This window comes from Kitasatospora sp. NPDC058115 (assembly GCF_042884635.1).
Lineage (GTDB): Bacteria > Actinomycetota > Actinomycetes > Streptomycetales > Streptomycetaceae > Kitasatospora.
In genome coordinates this window covers 1,310-27,822 of record NZ_JBHVTL010000047.1, presented here as the reverse complement: position 1 = coordinate 27,822, position 26,513 = coordinate 1,310, and the positions used below count along the sequence as shown (strand labels likewise).

General features: G+C 75.4%; 21 protein-coding genes. 4 read left to right on the top strand and 17 right to left on the bottom strand.

Annotated features, from left to right (window positions below; genetic code table 11):
• Positions 1 to 168 precede the first annotated feature (168 nt).
• The 7 genes from ACFVVL_RS33690 to ACFVVL_RS33660 form a co-directional block, all read right to left on the bottom strand.
• On the bottom strand, positions 169 to 1,104 hold the full coding sequence (locus ACFVVL_RS33690; RefSeq protein ID WP_387682054.1) for a segregation and condensation protein A: 936 nt from the start codon (positions 1,102 to 1,104) through the stop codon (positions 169 to 171).
• Positions 1,105 to 1,310: 206 nt separating this feature from the next.
• Entirely contained in the window at positions 1,311 to 2,003 is a 693-nt protein-coding gene (locus tag ACFVVL_RS33685) for a hypothetical protein (RefSeq protein ID WP_387682051.1), read from the bottom strand.
• Positions 2,000 to 3,067: a ParA family protein gene (locus ACFVVL_RS33680; protein ID WP_376090262.1), complete on the bottom strand. Its 1,068-nt coding sequence runs from the start codon at positions 3,065 to 3,067 to the stop codon at positions 2,000 to 2,002. The genes ACFVVL_RS33685 and ACFVVL_RS33680 overlap by 4 nt, the downstream gene beginning before the upstream one ends.
• Positions 3,068 to 3,541: 474 nt before the next feature.
• Positions 3,542 to 4,657, bottom strand: a complete 1,116-nt coding sequence (ald, locus tag ACFVVL_RS33675; RefSeq protein ID WP_380298295.1) for an alanine dehydrogenase — start codon at positions 4,655 to 4,657, stop codon at positions 3,542 to 3,544.
• A 260-nt stretch (positions 4,658 to 4,917) separates the two neighbouring features.
• Positions 4,918 to 7,098: a tetratricopeptide repeat protein gene (locus tag ACFVVL_RS33670; protein ID WP_387682048.1), complete on the bottom strand. Its 2,181-nt coding sequence runs from the start codon at positions 7,096 to 7,098 to the stop codon at positions 4,918 to 4,920.
• 378 nt (positions 7,099 to 7,476) lie between these two features.
• Positions 7,477 to 8,121, bottom strand: coding sequence for an NUDIX domain-containing protein (locus ACFVVL_RS33665; protein WP_380295796.1), 645 nt, complete (start codon positions 8,119 to 8,121; stop codon positions 7,477 to 7,479).
• Between the two features lie 93 nt (positions 8,122 to 8,214).
• Positions 8,215 to 9,858, bottom strand: a complete 1,644-nt coding sequence (locus ACFVVL_RS33660) for a CTP synthase (RefSeq protein ID WP_387682045.1) — start codon at positions 9,856 to 9,858, stop codon at positions 8,215 to 8,217.
• 815 nt (positions 9,859 to 10,673) lie between these two features.
• Between ACFVVL_RS33660 and ACFVVL_RS33655 the strand changes: the two genes are divergently transcribed.
• Positions 10,674 to 12,674 carry a glycoside hydrolase family 15 protein gene (locus ACFVVL_RS33655; protein ID WP_387682043.1) on the top strand — a complete coding sequence of 667 codons (2,001 nt, stop codon included), beginning with the start codon at positions 10,674 to 10,676 and terminating at the stop codon, positions 12,672 to 12,674.
• A gap of 49 nt (positions 12,675 to 12,723) precedes the next feature.
• Here ACFVVL_RS33655 and ACFVVL_RS33650 read toward each other — a convergent pair whose 3' ends face one another.
• The 3 genes from ACFVVL_RS33650 to ACFVVL_RS33640 all read right to left on the bottom strand — a co-directional run bounded on the left by ACFVVL_RS33650 (position 12,724) and on the right by ACFVVL_RS33640 (position 16,689).
• Positions 12,724 to 13,893 carry a glycosyltransferase family 4 protein gene (locus ACFVVL_RS33650; protein WP_387682040.1) on the bottom strand — a complete coding sequence of 390 codons (1,170 nt, stop codon included), beginning with the start codon at positions 13,891 to 13,893 and terminating at the stop codon, positions 12,724 to 12,726.
• A gap of 236 nt (positions 13,894 to 14,129) precedes the next feature.
• Entirely contained in the window at positions 14,130 to 15,863 is a 1,734-nt protein-coding gene (recN, locus tag ACFVVL_RS33645) for a DNA repair protein RecN (protein ID WP_380295804.1), read from the bottom strand.
• An 88-nt stretch (positions 15,864 to 15,951) separates the two neighbouring features.
• The gene (locus ACFVVL_RS33640; protein WP_380295788.1) at positions 15,952 to 16,689 is read right to left on the bottom strand and encodes a YitT family protein; all 738 of its coding nucleotides are present in this window, start codon (positions 16,687 to 16,689) and stop codon (positions 15,952 to 15,954) included.
• A gap of 136 nt (positions 16,690 to 16,825) precedes the next feature.
• Here ACFVVL_RS33640 and ACFVVL_RS33635 point away from each other — a divergent pair, with 136 nt between their 5' ends.
• On the top strand, positions 16,826 to 18,322 hold the full coding sequence (locus ACFVVL_RS33635) for a PLP-dependent aminotransferase family protein (protein WP_387682037.1): 1,497 nt from the start codon (positions 16,826 to 16,828) through the stop codon (positions 18,320 to 18,322).
• Between the two features lie 56 nt (positions 18,323 to 18,378).
• Here the strand turns inward: ACFVVL_RS33635 and ACFVVL_RS33630 are convergent, their stop codons facing one another.
• The 4 genes from ACFVVL_RS33630 to ACFVVL_RS33615 form a co-directional block, all read right to left on the bottom strand.
• Positions 18,379 to 19,281, bottom strand: coding sequence for an NAD kinase (locus ACFVVL_RS33630; protein ID WP_380295785.1), 903 nt, complete (start codon positions 19,279 to 19,281; stop codon positions 18,379 to 18,381).
• Positions 19,282 to 19,373: 92 nt separating this feature from the next.
• A complete protein-coding gene (locus ACFVVL_RS33625) occupies positions 19,374 to 20,180 on the bottom strand; it encodes a TlyA family RNA methyltransferase (RefSeq protein WP_380295802.1) in 807 nt (268 codons plus the stop codon).
• 45 nt (positions 20,181 to 20,225) lie between these two features.
• Positions 20,226 to 20,474, bottom strand: coding sequence for a hypothetical protein (locus ACFVVL_RS33620; RefSeq protein WP_387682034.1), 249 nt, complete (start codon positions 20,472 to 20,474; stop codon positions 20,226 to 20,228).
• The gene (locus ACFVVL_RS33615) at positions 20,467 to 21,288 is read right to left on the bottom strand and encodes a hypothetical protein (protein WP_387682031.1); all 822 of its coding nucleotides are present in this window, start codon (positions 21,286 to 21,288) and stop codon (positions 20,467 to 20,469) included. Before ACFVVL_RS33615 ends, ACFVVL_RS33620 begins: the two co-directional genes overlap by 8 nt.
• Before the next feature lie 185 nt (positions 21,289 to 21,473).
• On the opposite strand from ACFVVL_RS33615, the gene ACFVVL_RS33610 reads away from it, so the two are divergent.
• A complete protein-coding gene (locus ACFVVL_RS33610; protein WP_387682028.1) occupies positions 21,474 to 21,821 on the top strand; it encodes an SCP2 sterol-binding domain-containing protein in 348 nt (115 codons plus the stop codon).
• Between the two features lie 23 nt (positions 21,822 to 21,844).
• Here the strand turns inward: ACFVVL_RS33610 and ACFVVL_RS33605 are convergent, their stop codons facing one another.
• On the bottom strand, positions 21,845 to 22,888 hold the full coding sequence (locus ACFVVL_RS33605; RefSeq protein ID WP_387682025.1) for an HAD-IIA family hydrolase: 1,044 nt from the start codon (positions 22,886 to 22,888) through the stop codon (positions 21,845 to 21,847).
• A gap of 103 nt (positions 22,889 to 22,991) precedes the next feature.
• Positions 22,992 to 23,618: a tetratricopeptide repeat protein gene (locus ACFVVL_RS33600; RefSeq protein ID WP_387682022.1), complete on the bottom strand. Its 627-nt coding sequence runs from the start codon at positions 23,616 to 23,618 to the stop codon at positions 22,992 to 22,994.
• Between the two features lie 92 nt (positions 23,619 to 23,710).
• On the opposite strand from ACFVVL_RS33600, the gene ACFVVL_RS33595 reads away from it, so the two are divergent.
• Positions 23,711 to 25,081: a DUF1015 family protein gene (locus tag ACFVVL_RS33595; protein WP_387682019.1), complete on the top strand. Its 1,371-nt coding sequence runs from the start codon at positions 23,711 to 23,713 to the stop codon at positions 25,079 to 25,081.
• A gap of 121 nt (positions 25,082 to 25,202) precedes the next feature.
• Here the strand turns inward: ACFVVL_RS33595 and ACFVVL_RS33590 are convergent, their stop codons facing one another.
• Positions 25,203 to 26,111 (bottom strand): hypothetical protein, encoded by a 909-nt coding sequence (locus ACFVVL_RS33590; protein ID WP_387682069.1) that lies wholly within the window; start codon positions 26,109 to 26,111, stop codon positions 25,203 to 25,205.
• Positions 26,112 to 26,513: the final 402 nt, after the last annotated feature.

Here is a 26,513-nt window from a genome sequence, read left to right as displayed (position 1 = left end):
GCCCGGCCTCCGGTACGGGCTCCGGCTCCGGCCCGGCTTCCGGCTCCGCCGCCACGCCCGCCGCCACGCCCTGCGCCGGTTCCAGCCATTCCCCGGCGCGCGGCTGTCCCGGCACCCCGAGCACCCGCCGGGCCGGCCGCCCGCCGCCCGTGCCGCCGTTCCCGGCCGTCATCGCCCGTCCTCCTCGCCCTTCGCCGCCCGCGCCGCGCCCTCGCCGGCCGGCCGGTCGAACTCGTCCGTCACGTCCACCGCGCCCCGGTCCGCCTCCGCCACCCACCGCACCACGAGCTCGCCGAGCGCGTCCGGCTGCTCGAAGGCGAGCACCCGCTCCCGGTAGAGCTCCAGCAGGGCCAGGAACCGGGCGACCACGACCATGGTGTCCGGAGCGTCGGCGACCAGCCGCTGGAAGGTGGTCTCGCCCAGTTCGGTCAGCAGCCCGACCACCAGGCCCGCCTGCTCGCGCACGCTGACCGGCGGGGTGTGGATGTGGTCGACGTAGACGACCGGCCTGGGCTTGGGTGCCGTCGCCCGGGCGGCGAGCTCCGCGAGGCGTTCGGCGCCGACGCTGATCACGACCTCGGGCAGCAGCCCGGCGTGCCGGGGCTCCAGGCCGACGGTCCGGGGCCGCAGCATCAGCTCGGCGGCCCAGCGCTCGCCGAACAGCGCCGCGGCCCGCTTGTACGCCCGGTACTGCAGCAGCCGGGCGAAGAGCAGGTCACGCGCCTCCAGCAGGGCGAGGTCCTCGTCGTCCTCGACCTCGGCGGCGGGCAGCAGCCGGGCCGCCTTGAGGTCCAGCAGGGTGGCGGCGACGACCAGGAACTCCGTCGCCGCGTCGAGGTCCCAGTCCGGTCCCATGGCGCGGATGTGCGCCATGAACTCGTCGGTGACGGTCGCCAGCGCGATCTCGGTGACGTCCATCCGGTGCTTGGCGATCAGGCTCAGCAGCAGGTCGAACGGGCCCTCGAAGTTGTCCAGCCGGACCCGGAAGCCGCCCCGCGGCCCGTCCTCGGGCGCACCCGGCGCACCCGGCGTGCCCGGCGTGCCCGGCCCGGCCGCTCCAGCGGCGGCCTGGGCGACGACGGGACTCTCGGGCGTGCTCGGCATGACGGTCCATCTTCACCCGCCCGCGGCGCCCGCCCCGCACCGGGGCCCGCCGACACGCCGGACCGCACCGGACCGCCGGCCCCCACCGCGCCGCACCGTGCCGCGCTGAACCGCCCTGAAGCATGCTGAACCGCACTGGAGCGCGCCGCACCGCCATCGGGCCGCACCGAACGTCCCCGGACCCCCCGCGGCCCCGAGGAACGCGTTCAGCGCCCGCGCAGCCGCCGCACCAGGATGCTCGCCTCGCCGCGCTGTTCCAGGTCCGCCAGCACCACCGCGATGGCCTCCCGGACGATCCGGCCGCGGTCCACCGCCAGGCCGTGCTCACCGCGGAGCACCAGCCGGGTGTGTTCGAGGTCCATCAGTTCCTCGGCGGAGACGTACACGGTGATCTTCTCGTCGTGCCGCTCGCGCCCGGTCGGGCGGCGGGGGGCACGGCTGCGCGGACGGGGCCGACCCGCGGCACCCGTCTGGTCCTCGGCCGCCCCGACGTGCTGGCGCGGCGCCGGGGCCGCGGGGCGGCCGCCCTGCGCGGCCTTGGCGGCGGCCGTCGTGGCGCCGCCCGGCGTCGTGGCACCCTGGCCGCCCGGCTGCGCGGGGGCGGGCACGGTGGCCGCTCCCTGGGCGCCCGCGGTGCGGCGCGGCGCGCGCCTGGCCGCCGTCCGGTCCCCGGCCGGCTCGGCTCCGCCCTCGGCGTGCTCCGGGCCCTCGCCGCCGACGGCGGAGCCGGCACCGCCGGTGACGTCGGTGCCCTCGGCGTCGTCCGCCTCACCGACGCCGTTGACCGCCCGCGCGGTCTCCGGTCTGGGCGCCTCGGCGGCCGAACGCGACGCGAGGGACGGCGACAGCGCCATCCCGCCGGTGGTCCGGAACAGCTCGTCGGCACCCGGGAGACTCACTCGGCGGGGCGGCACCGGTCGAGCACCTCCCTGGCGAGCTGGCGGTAGGCGGCGGCGCCGACCGAATTGGTCGCGTACGTCGTGATCGGTTCGCCGGCGACGGTGGTCTCCGGGAAGCGCACGGTCCGCCCGATGACGGTGTGGAAGACGTGGTCGCCGAACGCCTCGACGACGCGCGCCAGCACCTCGCGGCTGTGCACGGTGCGCGAGTCGTACATGGTGGCGAGGATGCCGTCCAGCCGCAGCTCGGGGTTGAGCCGCTCGCAGACCTTCTCGATGGTCTCGGTGAGCAGCGCGACGCCGCGCAGCGCGAAGAACTCGCACTCCAGCGGCACGATGACGCTGTGAGCGGCCGTCAGCGCGTTGACCGTCAGCAGGCCCAGCGAGGGCTGGCAGTCGATGATGACGTAGTCGTAGTCGGGCAGCAGCGGCTTCAGGGCGCGCGCCAGCGCGGACTCCCGGGCGACCTCGCTGACCAGCTGCACCTCGGCGGCGGAGAGGTCGATGTTGGACGGCAGCAGGTCCATGCCGGGCACGGCGGTCTTGAGCAGCACCTCGTCGGCCGTCAGCCCGCGCTCCATCAGCAGGTTGTAGACGGTGACGTCGAGTTCCATCGGGTTGACGCCGAGGCCGACGGAGAGGGCGCCCTGGGGGTCGAAGTCGACGAGCAGCACGCGGCGGCCGTACTCGGCGAGCGCCGCGCCCAGGTTGATGGTCGACGTGGTCTTGCCGACGCCGCCCTTCTGGTTGCACATCGCGATGATCTGCGCGGGGCCGTGCTCGGCCACCGGCGCGGGGATCGGGAAGTAGGGCTGGGGGCGCCCGGTGGGGCCGATCCGCTCGCGGCGCTGGCGGGCGGCGTCGGGGGCGAGCGTGGCCGCGTACTCCGGGTCCGGCTCGTACTCGGCGTCGGGGTCGTCGTAGGCGCCGTAGGCGAACTCGCCGTAGGCCAGGCCGTGGGCCGGCAGTTCGGCGTCGTAGTCGGTCACCGTGGTCACCTGTGCTGTGTTCTGGCGTGCTTCGAAAGTACGGAGAGCGACCGAGCCGACCTCGGCCGAGCCCACGGAGGGCTGCCTGGCCCCGGACTCCTCACTCGGCTGGCCGGCGGTGTGCGCCGCCAGTCCTGGCTGACCACCCCCGGGAGCAAATGTCGACTCATTCACAAGTCGTCTTACCTCCTTGGGCATCCAGGACTCTATGTCGATTCGTCAGCGTGGCAGCATGCCGACGGTTTGCGACTCTAGGCCGTTCAAGGCGTTCGCAGCAACACAATCCACGGTAGTGGGCAGGATGTGTCGACGATCGGGCGACCCTCTGTCAAGGGATCCGAGGCGCCCTGACTCCGGGCTTTCCGGGGTCGGGTGATACGACCGACGGAAATTGACGACAGAGCGACCCGCACCCTCCGCCCCCGATGTCATCACCGGATTCACCCCTCGTTCACACGGCGGCCGGGCGCCCTCGGTGACCCCCCGTGCACGGGCACGGCGAAGCCCCCGGCCCGGAGGAAACCGGGCCGGGGGCAACGCACGTCACACTCAGGCGAGCACGGACTCCAGGGAGACCGACTCCAGGCCGAAGGCCTCGGCGACGGCGGCGAAGGTGATCTGGCCCTCGTGCACGTTCAGGCCCTTGGCCAGCGCGGCGTCGCGGCGCAGCGCCTCCTTCCAACCGCGGTTGGCCAGCTCGACGACGTACGGCAGCGTCGCGTTGGTCAGCGCGTAGGTGGAGGTGTTCGGGACGGCGCCCGGCATGTTGGCCACGCAGTAGAAGACCGAGTTGTGGACCTTGAAGGTCGGGTCGGCGTGCGTGGTGGCGTGCGAGTCCTCGAAGCAGCCGCCCTGGTCGATGGCGATGTCGACGAGCACGGAGCCCGGCTTCATGCGGGAGACCAGCTCGTTGGTGACGAGCTTCGGGGCCTTGGCGCCCGGGATCAGCACGGCGCCGATGACCAGGTCGGCCTCGACGACGGCCTTCTCCAGCTCGAAGGCGTTGGACATGATGGCCTTGATCTTCGTGCCGAAGATCTTGTCGGCCTCGCGCAGCTTGTTGATGTCGCGGTCCAGCAGGGTCACGTCGTAGCCCATGCCGATGGCGATGGTGGCCGCGTGCCAGCCGGAGACGCCGCCGCCGATGACGACGGCCTTGGCCGGGTGGGTGCCGGGCACGCCGCCGGGCAGGGTGCCACGGCCGCCGGCCGGACGCATCAGGTGGTACGAGCCGACCTGCGGGGCCAGGCGGCCCGCGACCTCGGACATCGGGGCGAGCAGCGGCAGGGCGCCGTTGGCGAGCTGCACGGTCTCGTACGCGATGGCGGTGGTGCCGGAGGCGAGCAGCGCGTCGGTGCCGGGCCGGTCGGCCGCCAGGTGGAGGTAGGTGAAGAGGGTCTGGCCCTTGCGCAGGCGGTGGTACTCCTCCGCGATGGGCTCCTTGACCTTCAGCACCAGGTCCGCGGTGGCCCACACCTCGTCGGCGGTGGGGAGGATGGTGGCACCGGCGGCCACGTACTCCTCGTTCGGGATCGAGGAGCCGACACCGGCGTTGTCCTCGATGTAGACCTCGTGTCCGTTGCGGACCAGCTCATGCACACCGGCAGGCGTGATGGCCACGCGGTACTCGTGGTTCTTGACCTCGCGGGGGATGCCGACCTTCACGGCTAAACACGTCCTCTTGCCATGGGGGTCCCTACCGGAGAAGACCGGCGGGCGACGCGCACGGGGGGAAGCCTCCGGAAGACACCGGGGCACGGATCGCTGCGCGACTGAGTTCGAGTGTAATGAAGCCCAGGCGGCCTGTCAGCCTTCCAAAGTGAATAAATCTGCCGGAGACATTGGCAGGTTCGTAGGCTTCCCGCGTGATCTTCCTGCCAAAGGGCACCGTCCGGGCATCTTCGACAATACTCCCGAAACGCCCGCTACCACCCGGCCAGGACGCGTTCCCGCAGGTCCGCGAGGGCGCCGCCGACGGCCTCCCGGCCGCGCTCGTCGCCGATCCGGCGCAGCACCGCGAGGGACGCCCGGTACTCCCGCTCGGCCTCCTCGAAGCGGCGCTGGGCGGTGTGCGCCTCGGCGACCCGGGCCAGCAGCCGGGCCTCGGCGGCGTGGTCCCCCATCGACTGCCGCAGGCCCAGCGCCCGGCCGTACCAGTCGGCGGCGCGCACCGCGTCCCCGAGCGCCCGGTGGCAGCCCGCCGCGCCCTCCAGCGCGCGGGCACAGAGCGCCTCGTCGTCGGCGCCCCGGGCGTGCTCCAGGGCGGCCCGGTAGTGGCCCAGGGCCGGTTCCCAGCGGCCGGCGGCGGCCTGGAGGTCCCCCAGGTTGAGCAGCGCGGCGGAGGCCCGGCGCGGGCGGCCGTGCCGCTCGGCCACGGTCAGCACCAGCTCGTGCAGCTGGAAGAGGTCGGCCGGGGCGGCGGCGCCGGTCAGCGGCAGCGCCCGCAGCAGCGCGGTGACCAGCCGGCCGGCCGAGCCGTCGAGGTCGCCCTGGCCGATCGCGTCGGCGACCGCGCCGAGCAGCAGGTCGCGCTCGCCGAGCAGCCACTGCCGGGCGTGCGCGGCGGACCTCAGCCGCAGCGGGCCGGGCAGCGGGTCCGGTCCGGGGCCGGCGGCGGGGTCCAGCAGCGCCCGGGCGGACTCGGCGAGCCGGACCAGCCGCTCCAGCAGCCGGGCCCGGGCCAGCTCGATCTCGGCGGGCCGGTCGTCCCGCTCGCGCAGCCGCACCAGCCGGGGGTGCAGCCGGCCGGGGACGCGGTAGCGGGCGGTGCCGTCGGGGGCCGGCGGCTCCTCGGTGAGCAGCTCCCGCTCCGCGAGCGCGGCCAGCGTCCCGGCGGCCTCCGGGGCCGGGCAGCCGACCAGCGCGGAGGCGGTGCGCAGGTCCGCGCACTGGGCGGGGGCCAGGGTGAGCGCGCGCAGCATCCGCGCCTGCGCGGCGGACAGGCCCGCGTAGGCGAGGGTGAAGGCGCCGACCAGCGGGTCGTTGTCCGGCACCGGGACGGGCTCGGCGGGCTCCGGTGCGGGCCGCACCCAGGCGGCCGGGTCGCGGGCCGGCTCGGCCGGGGGCGCCGCGACGGGCTCCGGCCCGGTGGCCTTCGGGGCCTGCGCCTTCGGGGCCTCCGCCTTCGGGGCGGCCGGGCCGCTCCCCTTCCTCTTCTTCTTCTTCGCCGGCACCGCGTTCGCGGGCCGCGCGGCCGGCGCGGGCTTCGCCTCCTCGACGGGCTTGCCCGCCTTCGCCTCCGCCTCCGCCCCGGCCCCGGCGGCGGCAGTGGCAGCGGCAGCGGCAGCGGCGGCCGAGGTCCCGGCGGCGGCCCCCGGTGCGGAGGCCTCGGCGACGGCCCGCACCAGTTCCTGCGCCGCCTCCGTCACCGCCAGCTCGGGAGTGCCGCGCAGCCGCCCCGCCATCAGCCGCAGCGCCGCCGGCTGGGAGCCGCAGGCCTCCGCCAGGTCCGCCCCGCCGACCGGGTCGCAGCCGATCCTGGTCCCTCCGACCAGGTCGCCGAGCAGTTCGAGGGCCGCCGGACGGTCCAGCCCGCCGAGGATGACCGGGTCGATGTCCTCGATGCCGGTGAGCGGTCCGGCGGTGGTGGCGAGCACCAGGCAGCCCGGCTCGTCCGCGAGCAGCGGCCACAGCTGCCCGGCGTCCCGGACGTCGTCCAGCAGCAGCAGGGCCCGCCGCCCGGCCAGCGCCGCGCGCAGCGCCACGCACGCCGGATCGTCCCGCCCGTCCTCGACGGCACCGGGCAGCGGGACGCCGGCGGTGTCCACGCCGAGCTGTTCCATGAGCCGGCGGGCGACCCGCGCGGGCGGCACCCGGCCGCCGTCGGGGGCGGACAGCCGGGCGAAGAGCACGCCGTCGGGGTACTGGGCGGCCACGGTGACGGCGAACCGCACGGCCAGCGCGGTCCGGCCCGAACCGGGCCGGCCGGCCAGCACCAGGACGGTGCTGCGGCCCTCCGCCGGGCGCGCGGCGGCGGCCCGGAGCGCGGCCAGCTCGGTGCGCCGGCCCACGAACAGGGCGGGGCCGGCCGGCAGCCGGTCCAGCCCGGGAACGCGCTCGGCGGACGCGCCGGCCCCGGCCTCCATCGTCACCGTCTTCCTCGCCACCCGTGCCACTCCCGACCTCGCCCGCACTCCCGAAGGCGGCCCGCAGCGGACGCCCCGTCTGCGAAGCGTAGTTCGGCGACCCGCTCCGGCCGAGGTGACATCCGGTCGTACGAATCGGCAAATCACCCCGCCGGCCGAAGCCCGACCCGGAACCGCCGGCCCGCCCGCCCACGAGCGAGGAGCAACGTCCCCCGGGGCACGGCCCCGCGAGCGAACAGCACACGCGCACCGATGCCGCCCACCCGAGCACCCCCGCGAGCGAGCCGAAGGGGCGCGCCGGTGCCGAATGCGAGGAGCGACCATCGACCGACGAAGGAGGGAGTGCCGGAGCGACGAGCGTCGGCACCGGCACGAGGCGCCCCGGAGGCGAGCCGAGCCCTAGGAAAAGGGCCGCGCCGGCCAGGGCGAGTCGGCGGGGCGCAGGGCGTCCAGGCCGCCCGGGCCGTGCAGGGCGGCGTGGAGCGCCAGGGTGCCGGTGATCAGGGTCGGGTTGTGCAGCTTCCCGGCGTGGATCCGCCGGATCAGCTCCTCCACCGGCACCCGGGCGGACTCCAGCTCCAGTTCCTCCCCGTGCGCCTCGTACCGCTTCCCCTCCGCCTCGGCGAGGTCGGTGGCGAGGAAGAGCCGCAGCGCCTCGTCCGTCCCGCCGGGCGAGGTGTAGAAGTCGACCAGCACCCGCCAGGTGCCCGCCTTGCAGTGCGCCTCCTCGTACAGCTCGCGCTGGGCGGCGTGCAGCGGGTTCTCCCCGGGCACGTCGAGCAGGCCGGCCGGCAGCTCCCACAGGCGCTGGCGCACGGGGTGGCGGTACTGGCGCAGGATCAGCACCCGCTGCCGGTCGTCCAGCGCGAGGACGGAGACCGAACCGGGGTGGGTCTGGTAGTCGCGGCGGGCCCAGCTGCCGTCGGGCATCCGGACCTCCTCGCTGCGCACTCCGGTGACCCGGCCCTGGAACGGGGTGGTGCTCCCCCGCACCTCCCATTCCTCGGCCCGGTCGGCGACATCGGCGGTGCTGCGGTCGTCCATCACGTCTCCCCTTTTCGTCAGTACGACACAATCTAACGCCGGACGGCGGCCCCGCAGGAATCGCGGGGCCGCCGTCCGGTGGAACGCGGGTGCCTACTCGGCGTCGGCCGGGGCCGTCTTGATCTCGATCGCGGCCTTCACCAGGCCCGCGAACAGCGGGTGCGGGCGGGTCGGACGGGACTTCAGCTCCGGGTGGGCCTGGGTGGCCACCAGGTAGGGGTGCACCTCGCGCGGGTACTCGACGTACTCGACGAGGTCGCCCTTCGGGGAGAGGCCCGAGAAGACCAGGCCGGTCTTCTCCAGGTCGGCCCGGTAGGCGTTGTTGACCTCGTAGCGGTGGCGGTGGCGCTCCTCGACGTACTGCTCGCCGTTGTAGACCTCGCGGACGATCGAGCCCTCGGCGAGCTTGGCCGGGTACAGGCCCAGGCGCATGGTGCCGCCCAGGTCGCCCTTGCCGTCGACGATGGCCAGCTGCTCGGCCATGGTGGAAATCACCGGGTGCTTGGCGGCGGCGTCGAACTCGGTGGAGTTGGCCTCGGGCAGGCCGGCCAGGTTGCGGGCGGCCTCGATGACCACGCACTGCAGGCCCAGGCAGAGGCCCAGCAGCGGGATCCGGTTCTCGCGGGCGTAGGTGATCGCGCCGACCTTGCCGTTGACGCCGCGGTCGCCGAAGCCGCCGGGGATGCAGATCGCGTCGACGTCGCCGAGCTGCTCCTGCGCACCCTCGGGGGTCTCGCAGTCGTCGGAGGTGACCCACTTGATCTCGACCCGGGCGTTGTTGGCGAAGCCGCCGGCGCGCAGCGCCTCGGTCACCGACAGGTAGGCGTCCGGCAGGTCGATGTACTTGCCGACCAGGGCGACCTTGACGATGTGCTGCGGCTCGTGGACGCGGCGCAGCAGGTCGTCCCAGGTGGTCCAGTCCACGTCGCGGAACGGCAGGTCCAGGCGGCGGACGACGTAGGCGTCGAGGCCCTCGCCGTGCAGCACCTTGGGGATGTCGTAGATCGACTTGGCGTCGATCGCGGCGACCACGGCCTCCTCGTCGACGTCGCACATCATCGAGATCTTGCGCTTGATGGCCTGCGGGACCTCGCGGTCGGCGCGCAGCACGACGGCGTCGGGCTGGATGCCGATGTTGCGCAGCGCGGCGACGGAGTGCTGGGTCGGCTTGGTCTTCAGCTCGCCCGAGGGGCCGATGTAGGGGAGCAGGGAGACGTGCACGAAGAAGACGTTGTCCCGGCCGACCTCGTGGCGGACCTGGCGGACGGCCTCCAGGAACGGCAGCGACTCGATGTCGCCGACGGTGCCGCCGACCTCGGTGATCACGACGTCGACGTCCTCGGTCGCCATCCGGCGGATCCGGGACTTGATCTCGTTGGTGATGTGCGGGATGACCTGGACGGTGTCGCCCAGGTACTCGCCGCGGCGCTCCTTGGCGATGACGGTCGAGTACACCTGGCCGGTGGTGACGTTCGCCGAGCCGTGCAGGTTGGTGTCCAGGAACCGCTCGTAGTGGCCGATGTCGAGGTCGGTCTCGGCGCCGTCGTCGGTGACGAAGACCTCACCGTGCTGGAACGGGTTCATGGTGCCCGGGTCCACGTTGAGGTACGGGTCGAGCTTCTGCATCGTGACGCGCAGGCCGCGGGCCTTGAGCAGGGCACCGAGGCTGGAGGCGGTGAGGCCCTTGCCGAGCGACGAGGCGACACCCCCGGTGACGAAGAGGTGCTTGGTCGTCACGGCGCGGCCGTTCGATGCCTTGCCGGAATGGGGCTGTGCCAAGAGGGGGCTCCCGTGGGTCGCGAGTCGAAGGTGACGTGGTGGGAGGCTCGCGGCGCGCCGTCTCGACGGGGGCGGGCGGTGCGGGGCACTGCGCCCTGAGGTCGTCGGTTCGGCCGGTCCGGGGCGTTTGATCCCACCGGTCCACGGGATACCAGGGTATCAGTGCCCCGGCCCGAACGCGTTCCGGCCCGCCCGTGCGTGGCGGCGCGGATCCGGTTTCGCGGGCGGGATCCGCGGGGACGCTCCCGGGGGCGTACGCGGGGCGCGCCACCGGCGCACCACTCGGCGCAGATGTCACAGGTGTCGCACCACCGGCCCGAGCGGGCCACCTCCCGGTGCTCCGGACCGGCTCGGCCGGGCCATGACGGATCCCCATTTCGTGCCATCCGGAGCTGATCCTTCCGAGCCATCCTGACGGCGTCCCCCGCGATGCGCGGTATTTCCGCCGAAATGCGGGGCCACCTCGCGCTGCGCCCGCGTGCTTCGCCCCTTTCGTCCGTCGTAAGCTGCTCGGACGCATCGCCGACAACATGAGCCGCGGAGGGCGTGGGAGGGTCAGGAACCTCTCGGTCCCCGATGCGCGACCGGACCTCCCCGTAATTCCCGCTCTCCCCCACCCAGAGGCTCGACCGAGCCCTCGCGGACACTCCAGCAAGGCCCGCCACCACCCCGCGGCGGGCCGGACGTCCCGGGGTGGCCCCGGTCCCGCCACACCCGCAGGCTCCCCCTCGGATCGCCGATGCGTCGTGACCACATTGCGAACTGGAGATCACGTGGCCGGCCGTATCGAGGACTACGCACTCATCGGGGACATGCAGACCGCCGCCCTCGTCAGCAGGGACGGAGCGGTGGACTGGCTCTGTCTGCCCCGATTCGACTCGCCGGCGGTCTTCGCCGGACTGCTCGGCACCGACGAACACGGCTTCTGGCGAATCGGCCCCGCCGAGGCGGTCGCCGCAGACCTGCCCGCCCCCGCCACCGAGCCCGTCCCCGCCGCCGGGCGCAACCGGCTCACCGACACGGGCGACCTGCGGGTCCCGCCGCCGACCGCCGCGGCGCCCGCCGTGCCCGCCGACCGCCGCCGCTACCGGGGCGACTCGCTGATCCTGGAGCAGGAGTGGGACGCCCAGGGCGGCACCGTCCGGGTGATCGACTTCATGCCGCCGCGCCCGCTGGCCGGCAAGGACGCCGTCCCGCAGGTGATCCGGATCGTCGAGGGCGTGGCCGGCACCGTGCGGATGCGCTCCGCGCTGCGGATGCGGTTCAGCTACGGCCGGGTCGTCCCCTGGGTGCACCGGGTCGAGCAGCCCGACGGCGGCCACCGCACCGTCGCCATGGCCGGGCCCGACTCGGTCTGGCTGGACGGCGAGGCCGACACCTACGGCCGCAACCTCACCACCTACGCCGACTTCACCGTCTCGGCCGGCGAGCGGATCGCCTTCGCGCTCACCTGGCAGGCCTCCCACCTGGAGCCGCCCAAGGCCCCGGACGCCGAGGAACTGCTCGACGCCACCGCCGACTTCTGGCACGAGTGGGTCGGCCAGTGCACCTACCAGGGCCCCTACCGGGAGGCCGTGGTCCGCTCCCTGATCACCCTCAAGGGCCTCACCTACGCCCCCACCGGCGGCATCGTCGCCGCCCCCACCACCTCGCTGCCCGAGGACATCGGCGGCGAGCGCAACTGGGACTACCGCTACACCTGGCTGCGCGACGCCGCGATCACCCTCTCCTCGTTGCTGCGCACCGGCTACCGCGACGAGGCCAAGGCCTGGCGCGAGTGGCTGCTGCGCGCGGTGGCCGGGGACCCGGAGAACCTGCAGATCATGTACGGCATCGCCGGTGAGCGCGAGCTCACCGAGTCCTCGCTGGACTGGCTGCCGGGCTACGAGGGCTCCCAGCCGGTGCGGGTCGGCAACGGCGCGGCCGGCCAGCTCCAGCTGGACGTCTACGGCGAGGTCGTCGAGGCGCTGCACCTGGCCCACATGACCGGCCTGGTCCGCAACGACCACGCCCACCACCTCCAGCTGCGGCTGATCGAGTACCTGGAGGAGCACTGGCAGGAGCCGGACGAGGGCATCTGGGAGGTGCGCGGCCCGCGCCGGCACTTCGTCCACTCCAAGGTGATGGCCTGGGTGGCCGTCGACCGCACCATCAAGCTGCTGGAGCAGACCCCCGAGGACGCCCCGCCCGGCGGCCACCTGGAGCGCTGGCGGGAACTGCGCGACACCATCCACCGGGACGTCTGCGACAAGGGCTACGACCCGGGCCGCAACACCTTCACCCAGTACTACGGCGGCAAGGAGCTCGACGCCTCGCTGCTGCTCATCCCGCAGGTCGGCTTCCTGCCGCCGGACGACAAGCGCGTCATCGGCACCATCGAGGCGATCCAGCGCGAGCTGGCCACCGAGGACGGCTTCGTGCTGCGCTACCCGACCCACGACGAGTCGGGCACCAACGTCGACGGCCTCTCCGGCCACGAGGGCGCCTTCCTGGCCTGCTCGTTCTGGCTGGCCGACGACCTCGCGATGATCGGCCGGGTGCAGGAGGCGCGCGAGCTGTTCGACCGCCTGCTGTCGCTGCGCAACGACCTCGGGCTGCTCGCCGAGGAGTGGGACCCGCGCCTCAAGCGGCAGGTCGGCAACTTCCCGCAGGCCTTCAGCCACGTGCCGCTGATCGACACGGCGCTGCGGCTGACCGCCTGCGGCGGGGCCTACCTCTCCGCCCAGCCGGACGGCCCGGCCGCCGACCGGGTCGGCGAGCAGGCCACCGTCTGACCCCCGCCCGGGCCACGCCGGACGCCCGGCGTGATCCGGAGGGCGGACCCTAACGGTTGCGCTGCACCAGTTCGTCGTAGGTGCTGAGCACCTGGGCGACGGTGGCGGCCTCGTCCGGCCAGGTCTCCGCCTGCTGCCGGCCGGCCGCCACCAGGCGCTCGCGGCGCGCCGGGTCGGCCAGCAGCTCGCGGGCGGCCCGGCCGAGCGCGGCCGCGTCCCCGGGCGGGACCAGCACGGCGGCGTCGCCGACCAGCTCGGGGATGCCGCCGACGGCCGTGGCCACCACCGGCACGCCCGCCCGCATCGCCTCCTGGACCACCAGCGACCGGGCCTCCCAGCGGCTGGGGAGCACCAGCACGTCGGCGGCGGCCAGCAGGTCGGGCACGTCGGTGCGGTAGCCGAGCAGCCGCACCGGCAGCTTCTCGGCGGCGACCCGCTCCCGCAGCCCGGCGGCCTCCGGGCCGTCCCCGGCGAGCACCAGCAGCGGCTGCGGGTCCGCCGCGGACAGCTCCCGGGTGGCGTCCAGCAGCAGGCCGAAGGCCTTCTGCGGCACGAGCCGCCCGACCGCCAGCACCAGCGGGCGGTCCGGCCCCCCGCCGAGCAGCTCGGCCCGGGCCCGCGCCCGCCCCAGCCGGCCCTCGGGCATCGGCGGGGCGGCGACCGGGCCGAGCCGGGCGTCGGTGGCGCCGAGCTCCCGGGCCCGGGCCACCAGGTCCGAGGAGGCGCCGAGGACGAGGTCGGCGGCGCGTGCCACCCGGCGCTCCATCAGCCGCTGGAGGCGGCGCTCCATGCCGGTGGCGAGCAGCGCGTGGTGCGCGGTGACCACCAGCGGCGTCTCCGGGCGCAGGCCCGGGAAGCGGCCGGCGGTGCGCAGCGCGAGGTCGGAGAGCAGGGCCGCGCGCAGCCCGTGGGCGTGCACCACGTCGGCGCCGGTGAAGGCGCGGCGCAGTTCGCCGATGGCGGTGGCGTCGCTGCGGGCGCCCGCGGTCGGGGTGATGTCGACCAGGTGGAACCGGGCGCCGGTGCGGGAGAAGCCGAACAGCGCGTCCGCGGCGGCGGGGGCGCACACCGTGACGCCCACTCCGTGCGCGACCAGGCCCTGTGCCAGGGAGCGCACGTGCGCGCCGATGCCGCCCGAACTGGCGGCCAGGACGAGCACCACGTTCAGTTGCCCCGGTTCGGGGGTGGCCGCGACGGCCCGGGCGGCGGAATGGTCCACGTCGTCTCGCATCCGATTCGATCAGCTACGCGCGCCCCGGGCGGGGGTTTCCCGCCGGCGGCGCTCGGGACAGGAAGGCCAGTGTCCAGCGGCCACCATGCCAGGTCGGCGGCCCTCTTGGACAGTCGGCGCCCCCGGTGGGGCGCGTCGCGACCGGTCCGCGGGGCCGCCTGGGCGGACCGGCGCCGCACGCGTGCCGCGCGGCCCGCCCGGCTGCCGCGGACGGCCGTCCGGCGCTAGCGCCGGCGGGGGGCGCGGGCCGCGGCGAGCAGTTCCTCGGCGTGCGCCCGGCCGAGCTCGGAGTCCTCCAGGCCGGCCAGCATCCGGGAGAGTTCGCGCACCCGTTCCTCGTCGTTCAGCACCTTGACGCCGCTGCGGGTCACGGTGCCGTCGTGGGTCTTCTCGACCACCAGGTGCCGGTCGGCGAAGGCCGCCACCTGCGGCAGGTGGGTGACCACGACGACCTGGGCGCTCTCGGCCAGCTTGGCGAGCCGGCGGCCGATCTCGACCGCCGCCTTGCCGCCGACGCCCGCGTCCACCTCGTCGAACAGGTAGGTGGGGACGGGGTCGGCGCCGGCGAAGACCACCTCGACGGCGAGCATCACCCGGGAGAGCTCACCGCCCGAGGCGCCCTTGGCGATCGGCCGGGGCTGGGCGCCGGGGTGCGGGGCGAGCAGCACCTCGACCTCGTCCACGCCGTGCGGGCCGTAGGCGACGGTCCGGCCCTCGATCTCGATGCCGGACAGGTCGTCGAGGCGGGTGATCGAGAAGGTGACCCGGGCGTGCGGCATGGCCAGCTCGGCGAGTTCGGCGGAGACGGCGTCCGCGAAGCGCCCGGCGGCGGCCTGGCGGGCGGCCGACACCTCGGCCGCGAGGTCGGCCAGCTCGGTGCGCAGCGCGGTCTCCTGGGCGCCGAGCTCGTCGATCCGGTCGTCGTCGCCGTCGAGTTCGGCGAGCCGCGCGGAGCCGGTCTCGGCCCAGGCGACCACCTCGGCCAGCGTGTTCTCCGGGCCGCCGTACTTGCGCAGCAGCTGGGCGAGCACGGCCCGGCGGTCCTCGACGGCGGCGAGGCGGACCGGGTCGGCGTCCAGGTCGTCGGCGTAGCCGGCGAGGTCGCCGGCCACGTCGGCGAGGAGGTAGCCGACCTCGTTGAGGCGGTCGGCGAGGGCGGCGAGCCGCTCGTCGTGGTGGCGCACGGCGTCCAGCGCGCGGCGGGCCTGGGCGAGCAGGGTGCCCGCGTCCAGGGCCTCCGGGTCGGCGGGGTCGCCGGCCAGTGCGGCGTGCGCCAGGGTGGCGGCGGAGGAGAGCGCGTCGGCGTGGCCGAGCCGTTCGGCCTCGGCGGACAGCTCCTCGTCCTCGCCGGCCACCGGCTCGGCGGCGGCGACCTCGTCGAGGCCGAAGCGCAGCAGGTCGGCCTCCTGGGCGCGCTCACGGGCCCGGGTGGTCAGCTCCTCCAGGGTGGTGGAGACCTCGCGCAGCCGGCGGTAGACCTCGCGGTAGCGCGCCAGCGGTTCGGCGACGGACTCGCCGGCGTACCGGTCGAGGGCGCCGCGCTGGCGGGCCGGGCGCAGCAGCCGCTGCTGGTCGGTCTGGCCGTGCACGGCGATGAGGTCCTCGCCGAGTTCGGCGAGCAGGCCGACCGGGACGGACCGGCCGCCGACGTGGGCGCGTGAGCGTCCCTCGGCGGAGACGGTCCGGCTGATCAGCAGCGCGCCGTCGTCCAGTTCGGCGCCGGCCTCCACGGCCCGGGCGGCCGCCGGGGAGCCGGGCGGCAGTTCGAGGCGGCCCTCGACGACCGCGCGGGCGCTGCCGTTGCGCACCAGGCCCGGGTCGGCGCGGCCGCCGAGCAGCAGGCCGAGGCTGGTCACCACCATGGTCTTGCCGGCGCCGGTCTCGCCGGTCACGGCGGTGAAGCCGGGGGCGAGCTCGACGACCGCGTCGTCGATGACCCCAAGATCCCGTATCCGCATCTCGTCCAACACGGAGACGACCTTACGAGGTTCCGCCCCCGCCGCGCGACGAGCGACAACGCCGCGCGGCAACTCCGTGCCGCGAAGTTCATCCGTTCCGGGCGTGTGCGGCCGCCGTTTCCGGCCCGGTGGCGGGCTCCCCGCCGGATTCCGCGGCGGGAACGGTGCACCAGGGCAGGAAGAACTGCGCGAGCGGGCCGATGGCCAGCGCGTAGGCGACGGTGCCGGCGCCGACCGTGCCGCCGAGCAGGAAGCCCGCGGCGAGCACGGACAGCTCGATGCCGGTGCGGATCAGCCGCAGCGAGCGGCCGGTGCGCCGGTGCAGGCCGGTCATCAGGCCGTCGCGCGGGCCCGGGCCGAGCCGGGCGCCGATGTAGAGGCCGGTGGCCAGGCCGTTGAGGACGATCGCCGCGGTCATCAGCGCGATCCGTGCCGGCAGCGGTCCGGGGCCGTCGACGACCCGCGCGGTGGCGTCCATCGCCGCGCCGATCACCAGGACGTTGGCGACGGTGCCGACGCCCGGCCGCTGGCGCAGCGGTATCCACAGCAGCAGCACCAGCGCGCCGCAGATCGTCACCCAGGCGCCCACCGAGAGCCCGGCGGTGCGCTGCAGGCCCTGGTGGAAGACGTCCCAGGGGTCCAGGCCGAGGCCGGAGCGGAGCATCAGGCCCATGCTGGCCCCGTAGAGCGCCAGGCCCGCGAACAGCTGCGGCAGCCGGCGGCCGAGCGCGTGGGTGTCGCCCAGCACACGGGCGGCGGGGCCGGGCCGCCCGGGGGCGGCGGTGGACGGGGACGGCGAGGGGCGGGTGCTCGTGGGGGTGGCCATGGAATCTCCGGGCAGGTGGTGCTGCACCGCCCGCGACACGTGCCCGGCGGTGGCGGACGTTACGGCCGCCCTGCCATGATGGCCAGGCCAATACGGCCCTCGACAGGGCCAATCCCCACCAAGTGGACTGATGAGCATGGCCGACTGGCAGACCACCGTGACCTCCCCGGCACTCGCCCGGCTGCTCGACGGTGCCCGGCTGCCCGAGCCGCCCGGAGCCGCCCGCCGCCCCGCGTACCGCGCGCTGGCCGCCCGGATCCGGCTGCTGGTCTCCGAGGGCCGGCTGCCGGTCGGCGCCCGGCTGCCCGCCGAACGCGAGCTCGCCGTCGCCCTGCGGCTCAGCCGCACCACCGTGGCCACCGCGTACGAGACCCTGCGGGTTGACGGCTACCTGCGCAGCCGCCGCGGCTCCGGCAGCTGGACCGCCCTGCCCGAGGGCTCCGCCCCGCCCGGCGACGCCCTGCACCCGGTCCCGCCGGACGAGCAGGGCCGGATCCTGGACCTCGGCGTCGCCGCCCTGCCCGCCCCGCAGCCCTTCCTGTCCGCGGCCGCCGCCCGCGCCGTCGAGCAGCTGCCCGCGTACGCCGCCGGGCACGGCCACTACCCCACCGGCGTCCCGGTGCTGCGCGAGGCGGTGGCCCGCCGCTTCACCGAGCGCGGACTGCCGACCACCCCCGACCAGATCCTGATCACCATCGGCGCGATGGGCGCCCTGCACCTGGTGCGCCAGATCCTGCTCGGCCGCGGCGACCGGGTCGCCGTCGAGGCGCCCAGTTACGCGCACACCCTCCAGGCCCTGCGGCTGGCCGAGGCCCGGCTGGTCCCGGTCCCGTTCACCCCCGCCCAGCGGTGGGACCTCGCCGAGTGGCGCCGGGTGCTGAGCGGGGCCGCGCCGAAGGCCGCCTACGTGATCCCCGACTTCCACAACCCCACCGGCACGCTGATCGACGAGGAGCAGCGGCGCGAGCTGCTCGCCGCCGCCCGCTCCGCCGGCACCGTCGTGCTGGCCGACGAGACCACCGCCGAACTCGGCTGGGGCCTGCCCGAGGGGGTCGCCCCGCCCCGTCCCACGGCCGCCCTGGACCGCGCCGCCCAGGTGATCACCGTCGGCTCGGCCGGCAAGCTGCTCTGGGGCGGCCTGCGGATCGGCTGGGTGCGGGCCGCGCCCTCCCTGGTCCGCCGGCTGGCCGCCGCCCGGGTCCACAGCGACGTCGGCGCGCCCGTCCTGGACCAGCTGATCGCCGCCGAGCTGCTGACCGAGGACCTCCCGGCCGTCCGCGCCCACCAGCTGAACCGGCTGCGGGAGACCGCCGGGGCGCTGGCCGCCGCCCTGCGCGAGCAGCTGCCGCACTGGCGGTTCACCCTGCCGCCGGGCGGCCTGGCGTTCTGGGTCGCCACCACGGGGGTCTCCGGCGCGGCCCTGGCCCGGGCCGGCGAACGCGCCGGGGTCCGGATCGCCGCCGGCAACCGGTTCGGCTCCGACGGCGCCTTCGAGCACCACCTGAGGATCCCGCTCACCACGGCCGCCCCGGCCGTGCCGGACGCCGTCCGGCGGCTCGCCGAGGTCGCCGCGCGCGCCGAGGACGAGGGGCGCTGGCAGGGCGCCGACGACACCCAGCCCCTCGCGGTCTGACCGCCCGCCGGGCCGCCGGGCCGCGTGGGCCCGGCGGCTTCGGTGGTCCGGTCGGCTCAGTGGGTGTCGGCCCGGCCGCGCCACCCGGTCACCGGCAGCGCGAACTTCGCCACCAGCCGGTCGGTGAACGGCGCCCGGTGCAGCCGGGCCAGGCGCACCGGCGTCTGCCCCCGGCGCACCTCCACCCGCGCCCCGGCGGGCAGCTCCACCGAGCGCCGGCCGTCGCACCACAGCACCCCGTGCGGGGTCTTCGGCTGCACCTCCACCGCCAGCACCGAGTCCGGCGAGGTCACCAGCGGGCGGGCGAACAGCGCGTGCGCGCTGATCGGCACCATCAGCAGCGCCTCCACCTCCGGCCAGACCACCGGCCCGCCACCGGAGAACGCGTACGCGGTCGAGCCGGTCGGCGTCGCGCACACCACCCCGTCGCAGCCGAAGTTGGACACCGGGCGGCCGTCCACCTCGGTCACCACCTCCAGCATCCGCTCCCGGGCCGCCTTCTCGATCGAGGCCTCGTTCAGCGCCCAGTCGTGGTGCACCACGTCGCCGTTGGTCCGGACGATCACATCGAGGGTCATCCGCTCCTCGACCTCGTAATCGGCGTCGACCACCCGCTCGACCACCACGGCGAGGTCGTCCCGCTCCGCCTCGGCCAGGAAACCGACCCGGCCCAGGTTGATGCCGAGCATCGGCAGGCCGTGCTCACGGGCCAGCTCGGCCCCGCGCAGCAGCGTCCCGTCCCCGCCCGCGACCAGGATCAGCTCGCAGCCGTCCGCCGCGCCCGGCCCCCCGGCCACCGTCTCGACGCCGTCCGGCAGGTCCAGGTCGACCGCCTCGGCCGCCAGCAGTCTGATCCGGATCCCCGCCTTCAGCAGGCCGTGCACCAGTCCCTCGACGCTGCGCAGGGCCGCCTCACGGCCCGTGTGCGCGATCAGGAAGACCGTACGTTCATCACTCATGCCCGCTGCCCTCTCCCTACGCCGGCCGGGTCCTCGTCGGCCCGGTACGGCCGCGCCACCCAGCATGACGGACCGGACGTCCGCAGAGCACCCTATCGGGGGCCCTCGGCGACGGCCCGGTCCGCCTCCGCGGGGTCCAGCGGCGGCGCGTCCCGGCGCATCCACAGGAAGTACTCGACGTTCCCGGACGGTCCGGGCAGGGGGCTCGCGGTGACCGCGCGCACGCCCAGTCCGAGCTCCCACGCCTGCGCGGCCACCTGGCGCACCATCTCGGCGCGCAGCTGCGGGCTGCGCACCACCCCGCCGCTGCCGAGGCGCTCCTTGCCGATCTCGAACTGCGGTTTGACCATCAGCACCAGGTCCGCGTCCTCGGCGGCGCAGCCGGAGAGCGCGGGCAGCACCAGGCCCAGCGAGATGAACGACAGGTCGCCGACCACCAGGTCGACCCGGTCGCCGCCGATCATCTCCGGGGTCAGCTCGCGGACGTTGGTGCGGTCCATCACGGTGACGCGCTCGTCGCTCTGCAGCGACCAGGCCAGCTGCCCGTAGCCGACGTCCACCGCCAGCACGTGGGCGGCCCCGGCGCGCAGCAGCACATCGGTGAACCCGCCGGTGGACGCGCCCGCGTCCAGCGCCCGGCGGCCCTCGACCACCAGGCCCTGCGGGACGAACGCCGCGAACGCCCCGGCGAGCTTGTGGCCGCCGCGCGAGACGTAGTCGGGGTCGTTCTCGTCCTTGGCCACCACGACCGCCGCCGAGGTCTCCACCTGGGTGGCCGGCTTGGTCGCGGTGGTCCCGCCGACGGTCACCCGGCCGGCCGCGATCAGCTCGGAGGCGTGCTCCCGCGACCGGGCCAGCTTGCGGCGGACCAGCTCCGCGTCGAGTCGGCGTCGTGCCACTGCCACTGGTGTTTCAGCTCCTACGGATGGTTCTCGTTCGCCCGGTCAGTCCCGGTCGAGGGCGGCCAGCGTGTCGGCCAGCCGCTGATGGACATCTTCGTACACCGCGACGTGGGCGTCGGTCGGCACCCCGTCCAGTGCCTCCAGCCGGGCCAGGGCGGCGTCGACCGCCGGGTGCCCGGTGGGGGCCAGGTCGACGCCGAGCGGCAGCGGCTCGCCGGTGCCCGGCAGGGGCCCGTCGGCCGGGTCGGGGGCGGTGGCGGTGGGGTCGGGCCGGGTCTGCGGATCAGGCATCGGGCTTCTTCGTGGTGGTCCGGCGCACGGTGGTCTTCCCGGGCGCGGTGCGCTTGGCGGGCGGCTGGTCCCGGCCGGCCCCGCCGGTCTCGGGCGCGGCGGTGGTCTTCCCGGTGGCCGCCTTCTTCGTCGCGGTCTTCTTCGCCGTGGCGGTCTTCTTGGCCGCCGTCTTCTTCGCCGCGGCGGTCTTCTTCGCCGCGGCCTTCTTCGCGGGCTGCGTCCGGGCGGCCGCCTTCTCGGCCGGAGCCGCCGTCACGGTCGGGGCCACCGGGGCCGTCGGGACCACCGGGGCGGCCGGGGTGGCCGCCGCGGCCGGCGGCACCGGCGGGTCGACCTCCACCGGCTCGTCCACCGCTATCCGCTCGGCCTCCGCCGAAGCCGCCGTCTCCCGCTCCCAGCCCTCCTCGAACAGCCCGCCGGCCCGGGGCGCGGGCGGCGCGGGCGGCACGGACCCGTCCCGTCCCACCGCGTCGTCCTCCTCGACCTCCCGCAGCTTGTTCTCCAGGTAGGCCAGCACCACACCCACCTTGGTCACCTGGTCGCCGACCCGCTCGAAGGCCTTCTCCACCTCACCGCGCGCCACCCCCACCGCGAGGTCCACACCGGCCCGCCCGGCGGTCACCGCCTCCTCGGCCAGCGTCTGGAGCGACTTCGCCGACGGCGGGAACTGCCCGCCCAGCCGTCGCTCCACCTCCGCGACGTCGATCCCGCCCTTCTCCAGCAGGCCGGCCGCCGTCCCGACGACCCGCTTGCCGACCTCCTCCACCAGTACGGCCGCGGCCGTGACCGCTCCTCGTACCGTCCTCGGCAGCATCCGGGTGCCTCCCATTCGCCTGCGCGCATCGCTCCGTCGGGTCGACGCCCGGACGAATCCGGGCATCCCACGGACGACGCTACCGCCAAACACGTCCTGCGGTACCGTGGCCCGGCAGTCACCCGCCGCCGGGCCCGGCCACCCGCCGGGGCGCCGCGGCCCGCAGAAGGAGGGGATCCGCCGCCATGGCCGACGCCGAGGAGTGCCGCCAGGCGCTGGAGCAGCTCAGCCGCAACGTCGCCAAGGCCACCGGCGACGTCCGCAAGGCCGCCGAGCTGGACCGCTCGCTCAGCTGCCGGATCACCGACCTCGACCTCACCTTCACCGGACGGCTGCGCGGCGGCAGCATCGAGGGCCTCCGGGAGGCCCCCGGCGTCCCCGCCGCGAAGGCCGACATCCGGCTCACCATGAGCAGCGACGACCTGGTCGCCCTGGTCGACGGCGGGCTCAACTTCGCGTCCGCCTGGGCGACCGGACGGGTCAGGCTGGAGGCCGGCTTCCGCGACCTGCTGCGGCTGCGCACCCTGCTCTGACCCGCCCGGTCACCGCACCGGGCTCAGAACCCCAGCTCGGCCAGCGCCTTCCGGCCGTCCGCCGGCCCGCCGTCCGCGTCCAGCGCCGTCCACGCCGCCGCGCACAGCGCCCGCAGCCCGTCCCAGCGGTCCGCCCCGACGCCCTCCAGCCGCAGCACGCCGTCCTGCGCCACCGCGGTGAACCCGCCGCAGGAGAACCCGCCGCCCGGCTGCGCGGTGACCGGCGCGTACCCGGTCAGCAGTCCGCGCAGGTCGGCCGCCAGATAGGTCGGCCGGTGCTCGGCCGGGGCCGCCAGCAGCTGCGCCGCCGTCGTCACCCCGGTGAAGACCAGCAGGCTGTCCACCCCGCCGTTGAACGCGCCCTCGATGTCGGTGTCCAGCCGGTCGCCGACCACCAGCGGCCGCTTCGCGCCCGTCCGCAGCACCGTCTCCCGGTGCATCGGCGGCAGCGGCTTGCCCGCCACCTCCGGCTCCACCCCGGTCGCCGCCCGCACCGCCGCCACCAGCATCCCGTTGCCGGGCGCTATCCCGCGCGCGGTCGGGACCGTCACATCGGTGTTGGACGCCACCCACGGCAGCCCGGACTGCACCGCGTACGAGGCCTCCGCCAGGTGCGTCCAGCCCACCGAGGCGTCGAAGCCCTGGACGACCGCCTGCGGCTCCTCGGCCAGCGTGCGGACGGCGACCAGGCCGCGCTCGGCCAGCGCCTCCTCCAGCCCGAGGCCGCCCACCACCAGCACCTTCGCCCCGGCCGGCAGCTTCTCGGCGAGCACCCGGGCCGCCGCCTGCGCGGAGTTGATCACGTCCTCCGCCTCGGCCGGCACGCCCAGCTCGCTCAGGTGCGCGGCCACCACCCGCGGCGGGCGGGAGGCGTTGTTGGTGACGTACGCCAGCCGCATCCCGGCCGCGCGGGCCGTCGCCAGCGAGTCCACGGCGTGCTCGATCGCGTTCGGTCCGGCGTACACCACGCCGTCGAGGTCCAGCAGCGCCGTGTCGTACGCCTCGGTCAGCGGCAGCTCACTGCCGCCCGGGGCGGTCCGTCGCACGGGGGTGGCCGTCTCGGTCATGCCTGCTCTACCTCACTCATCGCGTCAGTCGTGCTCGTCGTGCTCGTCGGTGCCGTCGTGCTCATCGGGTGCCGTCGTCGCGGCGGGTGCCGCCCGTCCGGGCTCAGCCGTCCTGCCGGTCCCGCTCATCCGTCGGCTCCGGACCCGCCGTGGTTCCCGGCTCCGGCCCGGAATCCCGGCCCCGCGGCGGTTCCTGCGCCGCCTCCCGGGGCGGCTCCAGGTACCCCGGCGCCCCCGGCAGCAGCGGGCCGAACGCCCCGGCCCGGGCCGCCAGCGTCGCCCGGGTCTGCCGCAGCGCCGCCCGGTAGTGGTCGGTGTCCGGCCGCATCGCCACGGCCAGCGCCAGGTGCTCGGCGGAGGTCTCGAAGTCCCCCAGCCGGGCCGCCGCCACACCCCACCCGAACTGAGCGTAGTCGTCCGAGGGATCCGCCAGCGCCACCGCCCGGAAGTTCTCCAGCGCCGCCGCGTACGAGCCCGCGTCGTACTGCGCCCGGGCGAGCGCCTCCCGGATGCTGCGCGAGGCCGGCTCCGCCGCGGCCGCCCGGGCCAGCAGTTGCTCGGCCGCCGCCGGATTGCCCTGGGCGAGCAGCTTCACACCCCGGCGGAACCACTCGTAGACGTCGCCCTCCGGCTCCCCGGACCGCCGCTGCTGCTCCGGCACACCGCCGCCGACGGCCCCGGCAGCGCTGCCACCAGCACCGTCGTCCACCCGCTCGTCGCGCTCGTCCACGCCGTACCTCGCCCTCGGTCACGACACCCGCCCGCCGGACCGGCCGGGTGTTCCGATCTCTGAACAACGCGTACCCGGTTACGATGCCCAGAATGAGCACACCCAGTGCAGAAAGCGGAGCGGAGTCTCCGCACGGCGGCCCCGGCGATCCCGGGCACGTCGCCACCGCAGGTCTGTCCCTGTCCCCCTTCCGCGGCCTCAGGTACGTCCCCGACCGGGTCGGCGCCCTGGCCGCCGTCACCTCACCGCCGTACGACGTCGTCGACCCCGGCCGCCGGCTCGACCTGGAGACCGCCGACCCGCACAACGTCGTCCGGCTGATCCTGCCGCGCCCCGAACCGGAGGACACCGGCGACCGCCCCGACCGCGACACCCGCTACCGGCACGCCGCCCGGCTGCTGCGCGAGTGGCAGCGCGAGGGCGTCCTGGCCGCCGACCCGGTCCCGGCGCTGTACGTCTACGAGCAGCGGGTGCCCGCCACCGGCGACACCCCCGAGCTGCTGCAACGCGGGCTGATCGGCGCCCTCGCCGTCAGCGGCAGCGAGGCCGGCGTGGTCCTCCCGCACGAGGACGTGATGCCCCGGCCGGTCGCCGACCGGGTCGGCCTGATGCGCACCACCCGGGCCAACCTCGAACCGCTGCTGCTCACCTACCGCGGCGACGGCGGGGCCTCCGACGTCGTCGAGAGCGCCGTCCGCGGCGAACCGCTGCTCACCACCACCACCTCCGACGGCACCCATCACCGGCTGTGGGCGGTCACCGACCCCGCCGAGATCACCGCCGTCGGCCGCGACCTGGCCACCTGCCGGGCCCTGATCGCCGACGGCCACCACCGCTGGGAGATGTACCTGCGGCTCCAGCGCGAGCACCGCCACCTGCCGCGCAGCCCCTGGGACCGCGGCCTGGTGCTGCTGGTCGACACCGCCCGCTACCCGCTGCGGGTGCGGGCCATCCACCGGGTGCTGTACCGGCTGCCGGTCGCCGAGGCCCTGCGGCGGCTCGGCGACCAGTGGCAGGTCAAGGAGGTCCCCGGCCCGCTGGAGACCGCCCTGCAGGCCCTCGCCGAGCAGAAGCGCCACGGCGGCAGCAGCTTCCTGCTGACCGGCGGGGACGGCGTCTACCGGCTCGTCGGCGACCCCGACGAGACCCTGCTCGACGCCACCGTGCCGCACGACAAGCCCGAGGAGTGGCGCCACCTGGACGCCACCGTGCTGCACGCCACCCTGCTCGACCACACCTGGCGGGTGCCGGACAGCCCCGACGACATCGGCTACCTGCACACCGCGGCCGCCGCCGAACGCGAGGCCGCCCGCTCCGGCGGAACGGCCGTCCTGCTGCACCCGGTGCGCGAGAGCGTGGTCCGCCGGCTCGCCGAACAGGGCGTCACCATGCCGCGCAAGTCCACCTCCTTCGGCCCCAAGCCGGCCACCGGGCTGGTGCTGCGCAACCTCGAACTCGGCTGACACCCGCCCCGCCCCGCCCCGCCCCGCGGCCGGCGACCCGGCCGACACGCAGTGAGGCCCTGCCGTACTCCGGGATCTCCCGGGGCGCGGCAGGGCCTCACTCGTCGGTCAGGTCAGGCGCTTACTTGCCGGACTCGTCGGCCTGCTCGGCCTGCTCGGCGTTCTCGGCGGCCGGGGCACGCCCGGGGACCACGCCGTCGAAGTCCTCGTCGATCTCCAGGTCGTCCTCGTCGTAGTACTCCTCGACGTCCTCGTCGTCCTCGTAGATGACCTCGTCGTCCGAGGCCTCGCCGCCCTTGCGCTTGGCCGGCTCGGCGGCGGCCTCCTCGGCCTCCTCCTCGGCGAGCTCCGGGTCGAGGGCGTCCACGAACTCCACGCCGTCGATCTCGGCGAGGCGCTCGGCGGCGTTGGTGGTGCCGTCGGTGTCCGCCTCGACCGCCTTGGCGAACCAGTCGCGGGCCTCCTCGGCACGGCCGGCCGCGATCAGCGCCTCGGCGTAGGCGTACCGCAGACGCGCGGTCCACGGGTGCACGGCCGGCGAGGCCAGCTCGGGGCTCTGCAGGGTGACGACGGCCGCGTCGAACTGCTCCATGTCGCTGCGCGCGCCGGCCGCGACCAGGCGCATCTCGACCTGGCCGGCCTTGTCCAGCTGCTTGACCTCGGGCTCACCGGCCATCGCCAGCGCCCGCTCCGGGCGGCCGAGACCGCGCTCGCAGTCGGCCATGACGGGCCACAGGTCCGCCCGGCCGGTCATCCGGCGGGCGGCGCGGAACTCGGTCAGCGCCTCCGAGTAACGCTGGGTCATGTACGAGGCGAAACCGGCCGCCTCACGGACGGCGGCGACGCGCGAGGCCAGCCGCAGCGCGACGCGCGAGTACTGGTAGGCCTCCTCCGGCTCGCTGTCGAGCAGGCGGGCGACCATCACCAGGTTGCGGGCGACGTCGTCGGCGAGCGTCTTGGGCAGGCTCTTGAGCTCCTGGCGCACGTCCGCGTCGATCTCGAAGCCGGTGACGTCCTCCGGGATCGGCAGGCGCTTGACCGGCTCGTAGTTGCCACGGCGGTCGTCCTGGTCCCGGCCGCCGCGCTCGTCGCGGCCACCGCGGTAGCCACCCCGGTCGTCGCGGCCGCCGCGGTCGTCACGACGGAAGCCGCCGCGGTCACCCCGGTCGTCGCGACGGAAGCCACCGCCGCCCGAGGGGCGGTCGTCGCGGCGGAAACCGCCACGGTCGTCACGGCCACCGCGGTCGTAGCCGCCCGACGGGCGGTCGTCGCGGCGGAAGCCGCCGCCGGAGGGGCGGTCGTCGCGGCGGAAGCCACCACGGTCGTCACGGCCGCCACGGTCGTAGCCGCCCGAGGGACGGTCGTCACGGCGCGGACGGTCGTCACGGTCGTCCCGACGGAACCCACCCGGGCGGTCATCACGGCGGAAGCC

Bases quoted from the DNA above. Each gene is read 5' to 3' on its own strand.
- ACFVVL_RS33690 (WP_387682054.1), bottom strand. From the start codon at position 1,104: ATGCCGAGCACGCCCGAGAGTCCCGTCGTCGCCCAGGCCGCCGCTGGA.
- ACFVVL_RS33665 (WP_380295796.1), bottom strand. From the start codon at position 8,121: ATGGACGACCGCAGCACCGCCGATGTCGCCGACCGGGCCGAGGAATGG.
- recN (WP_380295804.1), bottom strand. From the start codon at position 15,863: ATGCGGATACGGGATCTTGGGGTCATCGACGACGCGGTCGTCGAGCTC.
- ACFVVL_RS33640 (WP_380295788.1), bottom strand. From the start codon at position 16,689: ATGGCCACCCCCACGAGCACCCGCCCCTCGCCGTCCCCGTCCACCGCC.
- ACFVVL_RS33635 (WP_387682037.1), top strand. From the start codon at position 16,826: ATGGCCGACTGGCAGACCACCGTGACCTCCCCGGCACTCGCCCGGCTG.
- ACFVVL_RS33630 (WP_380295785.1), bottom strand. From the start codon at position 19,281: ATGAGTGATGAACGTACGGTCTTCCTGATCGCGCACACGGGCCGTGAG.
- ACFVVL_RS33620 (WP_387682034.1), bottom strand. From the start codon at position 20,474: ATGCCTGATCCGCAGACCCGGCCCGACCCCACCGCCACCGCCCCCGAC.
- ACFVVL_RS33615 (WP_387682031.1), bottom strand. From the start codon at position 21,288: ATGCTGCCGAGGACGGTACGAGGAGCGGTCACGGCCGCGGCCGTACTG.
- ACFVVL_RS33610 (WP_387682028.1), top strand. From the start codon at position 21,474: ATGGCCGACGCCGAGGAGTGCCGCCAGGCGCTGGAGCAGCTCAGCCGC.
- ACFVVL_RS33605 (WP_387682025.1), bottom strand. From the start codon at position 22,888: ATGACCGAGACGGCCACCCCCGTGCGACGGACCGCCCCGGGCGGCAGT.
- ACFVVL_RS33595 (WP_387682019.1), top strand. From the start codon at position 23,711: ATGAGCACACCCAGTGCAGAAAGCGGAGCGGAGTCTCCGCACGGCGGC.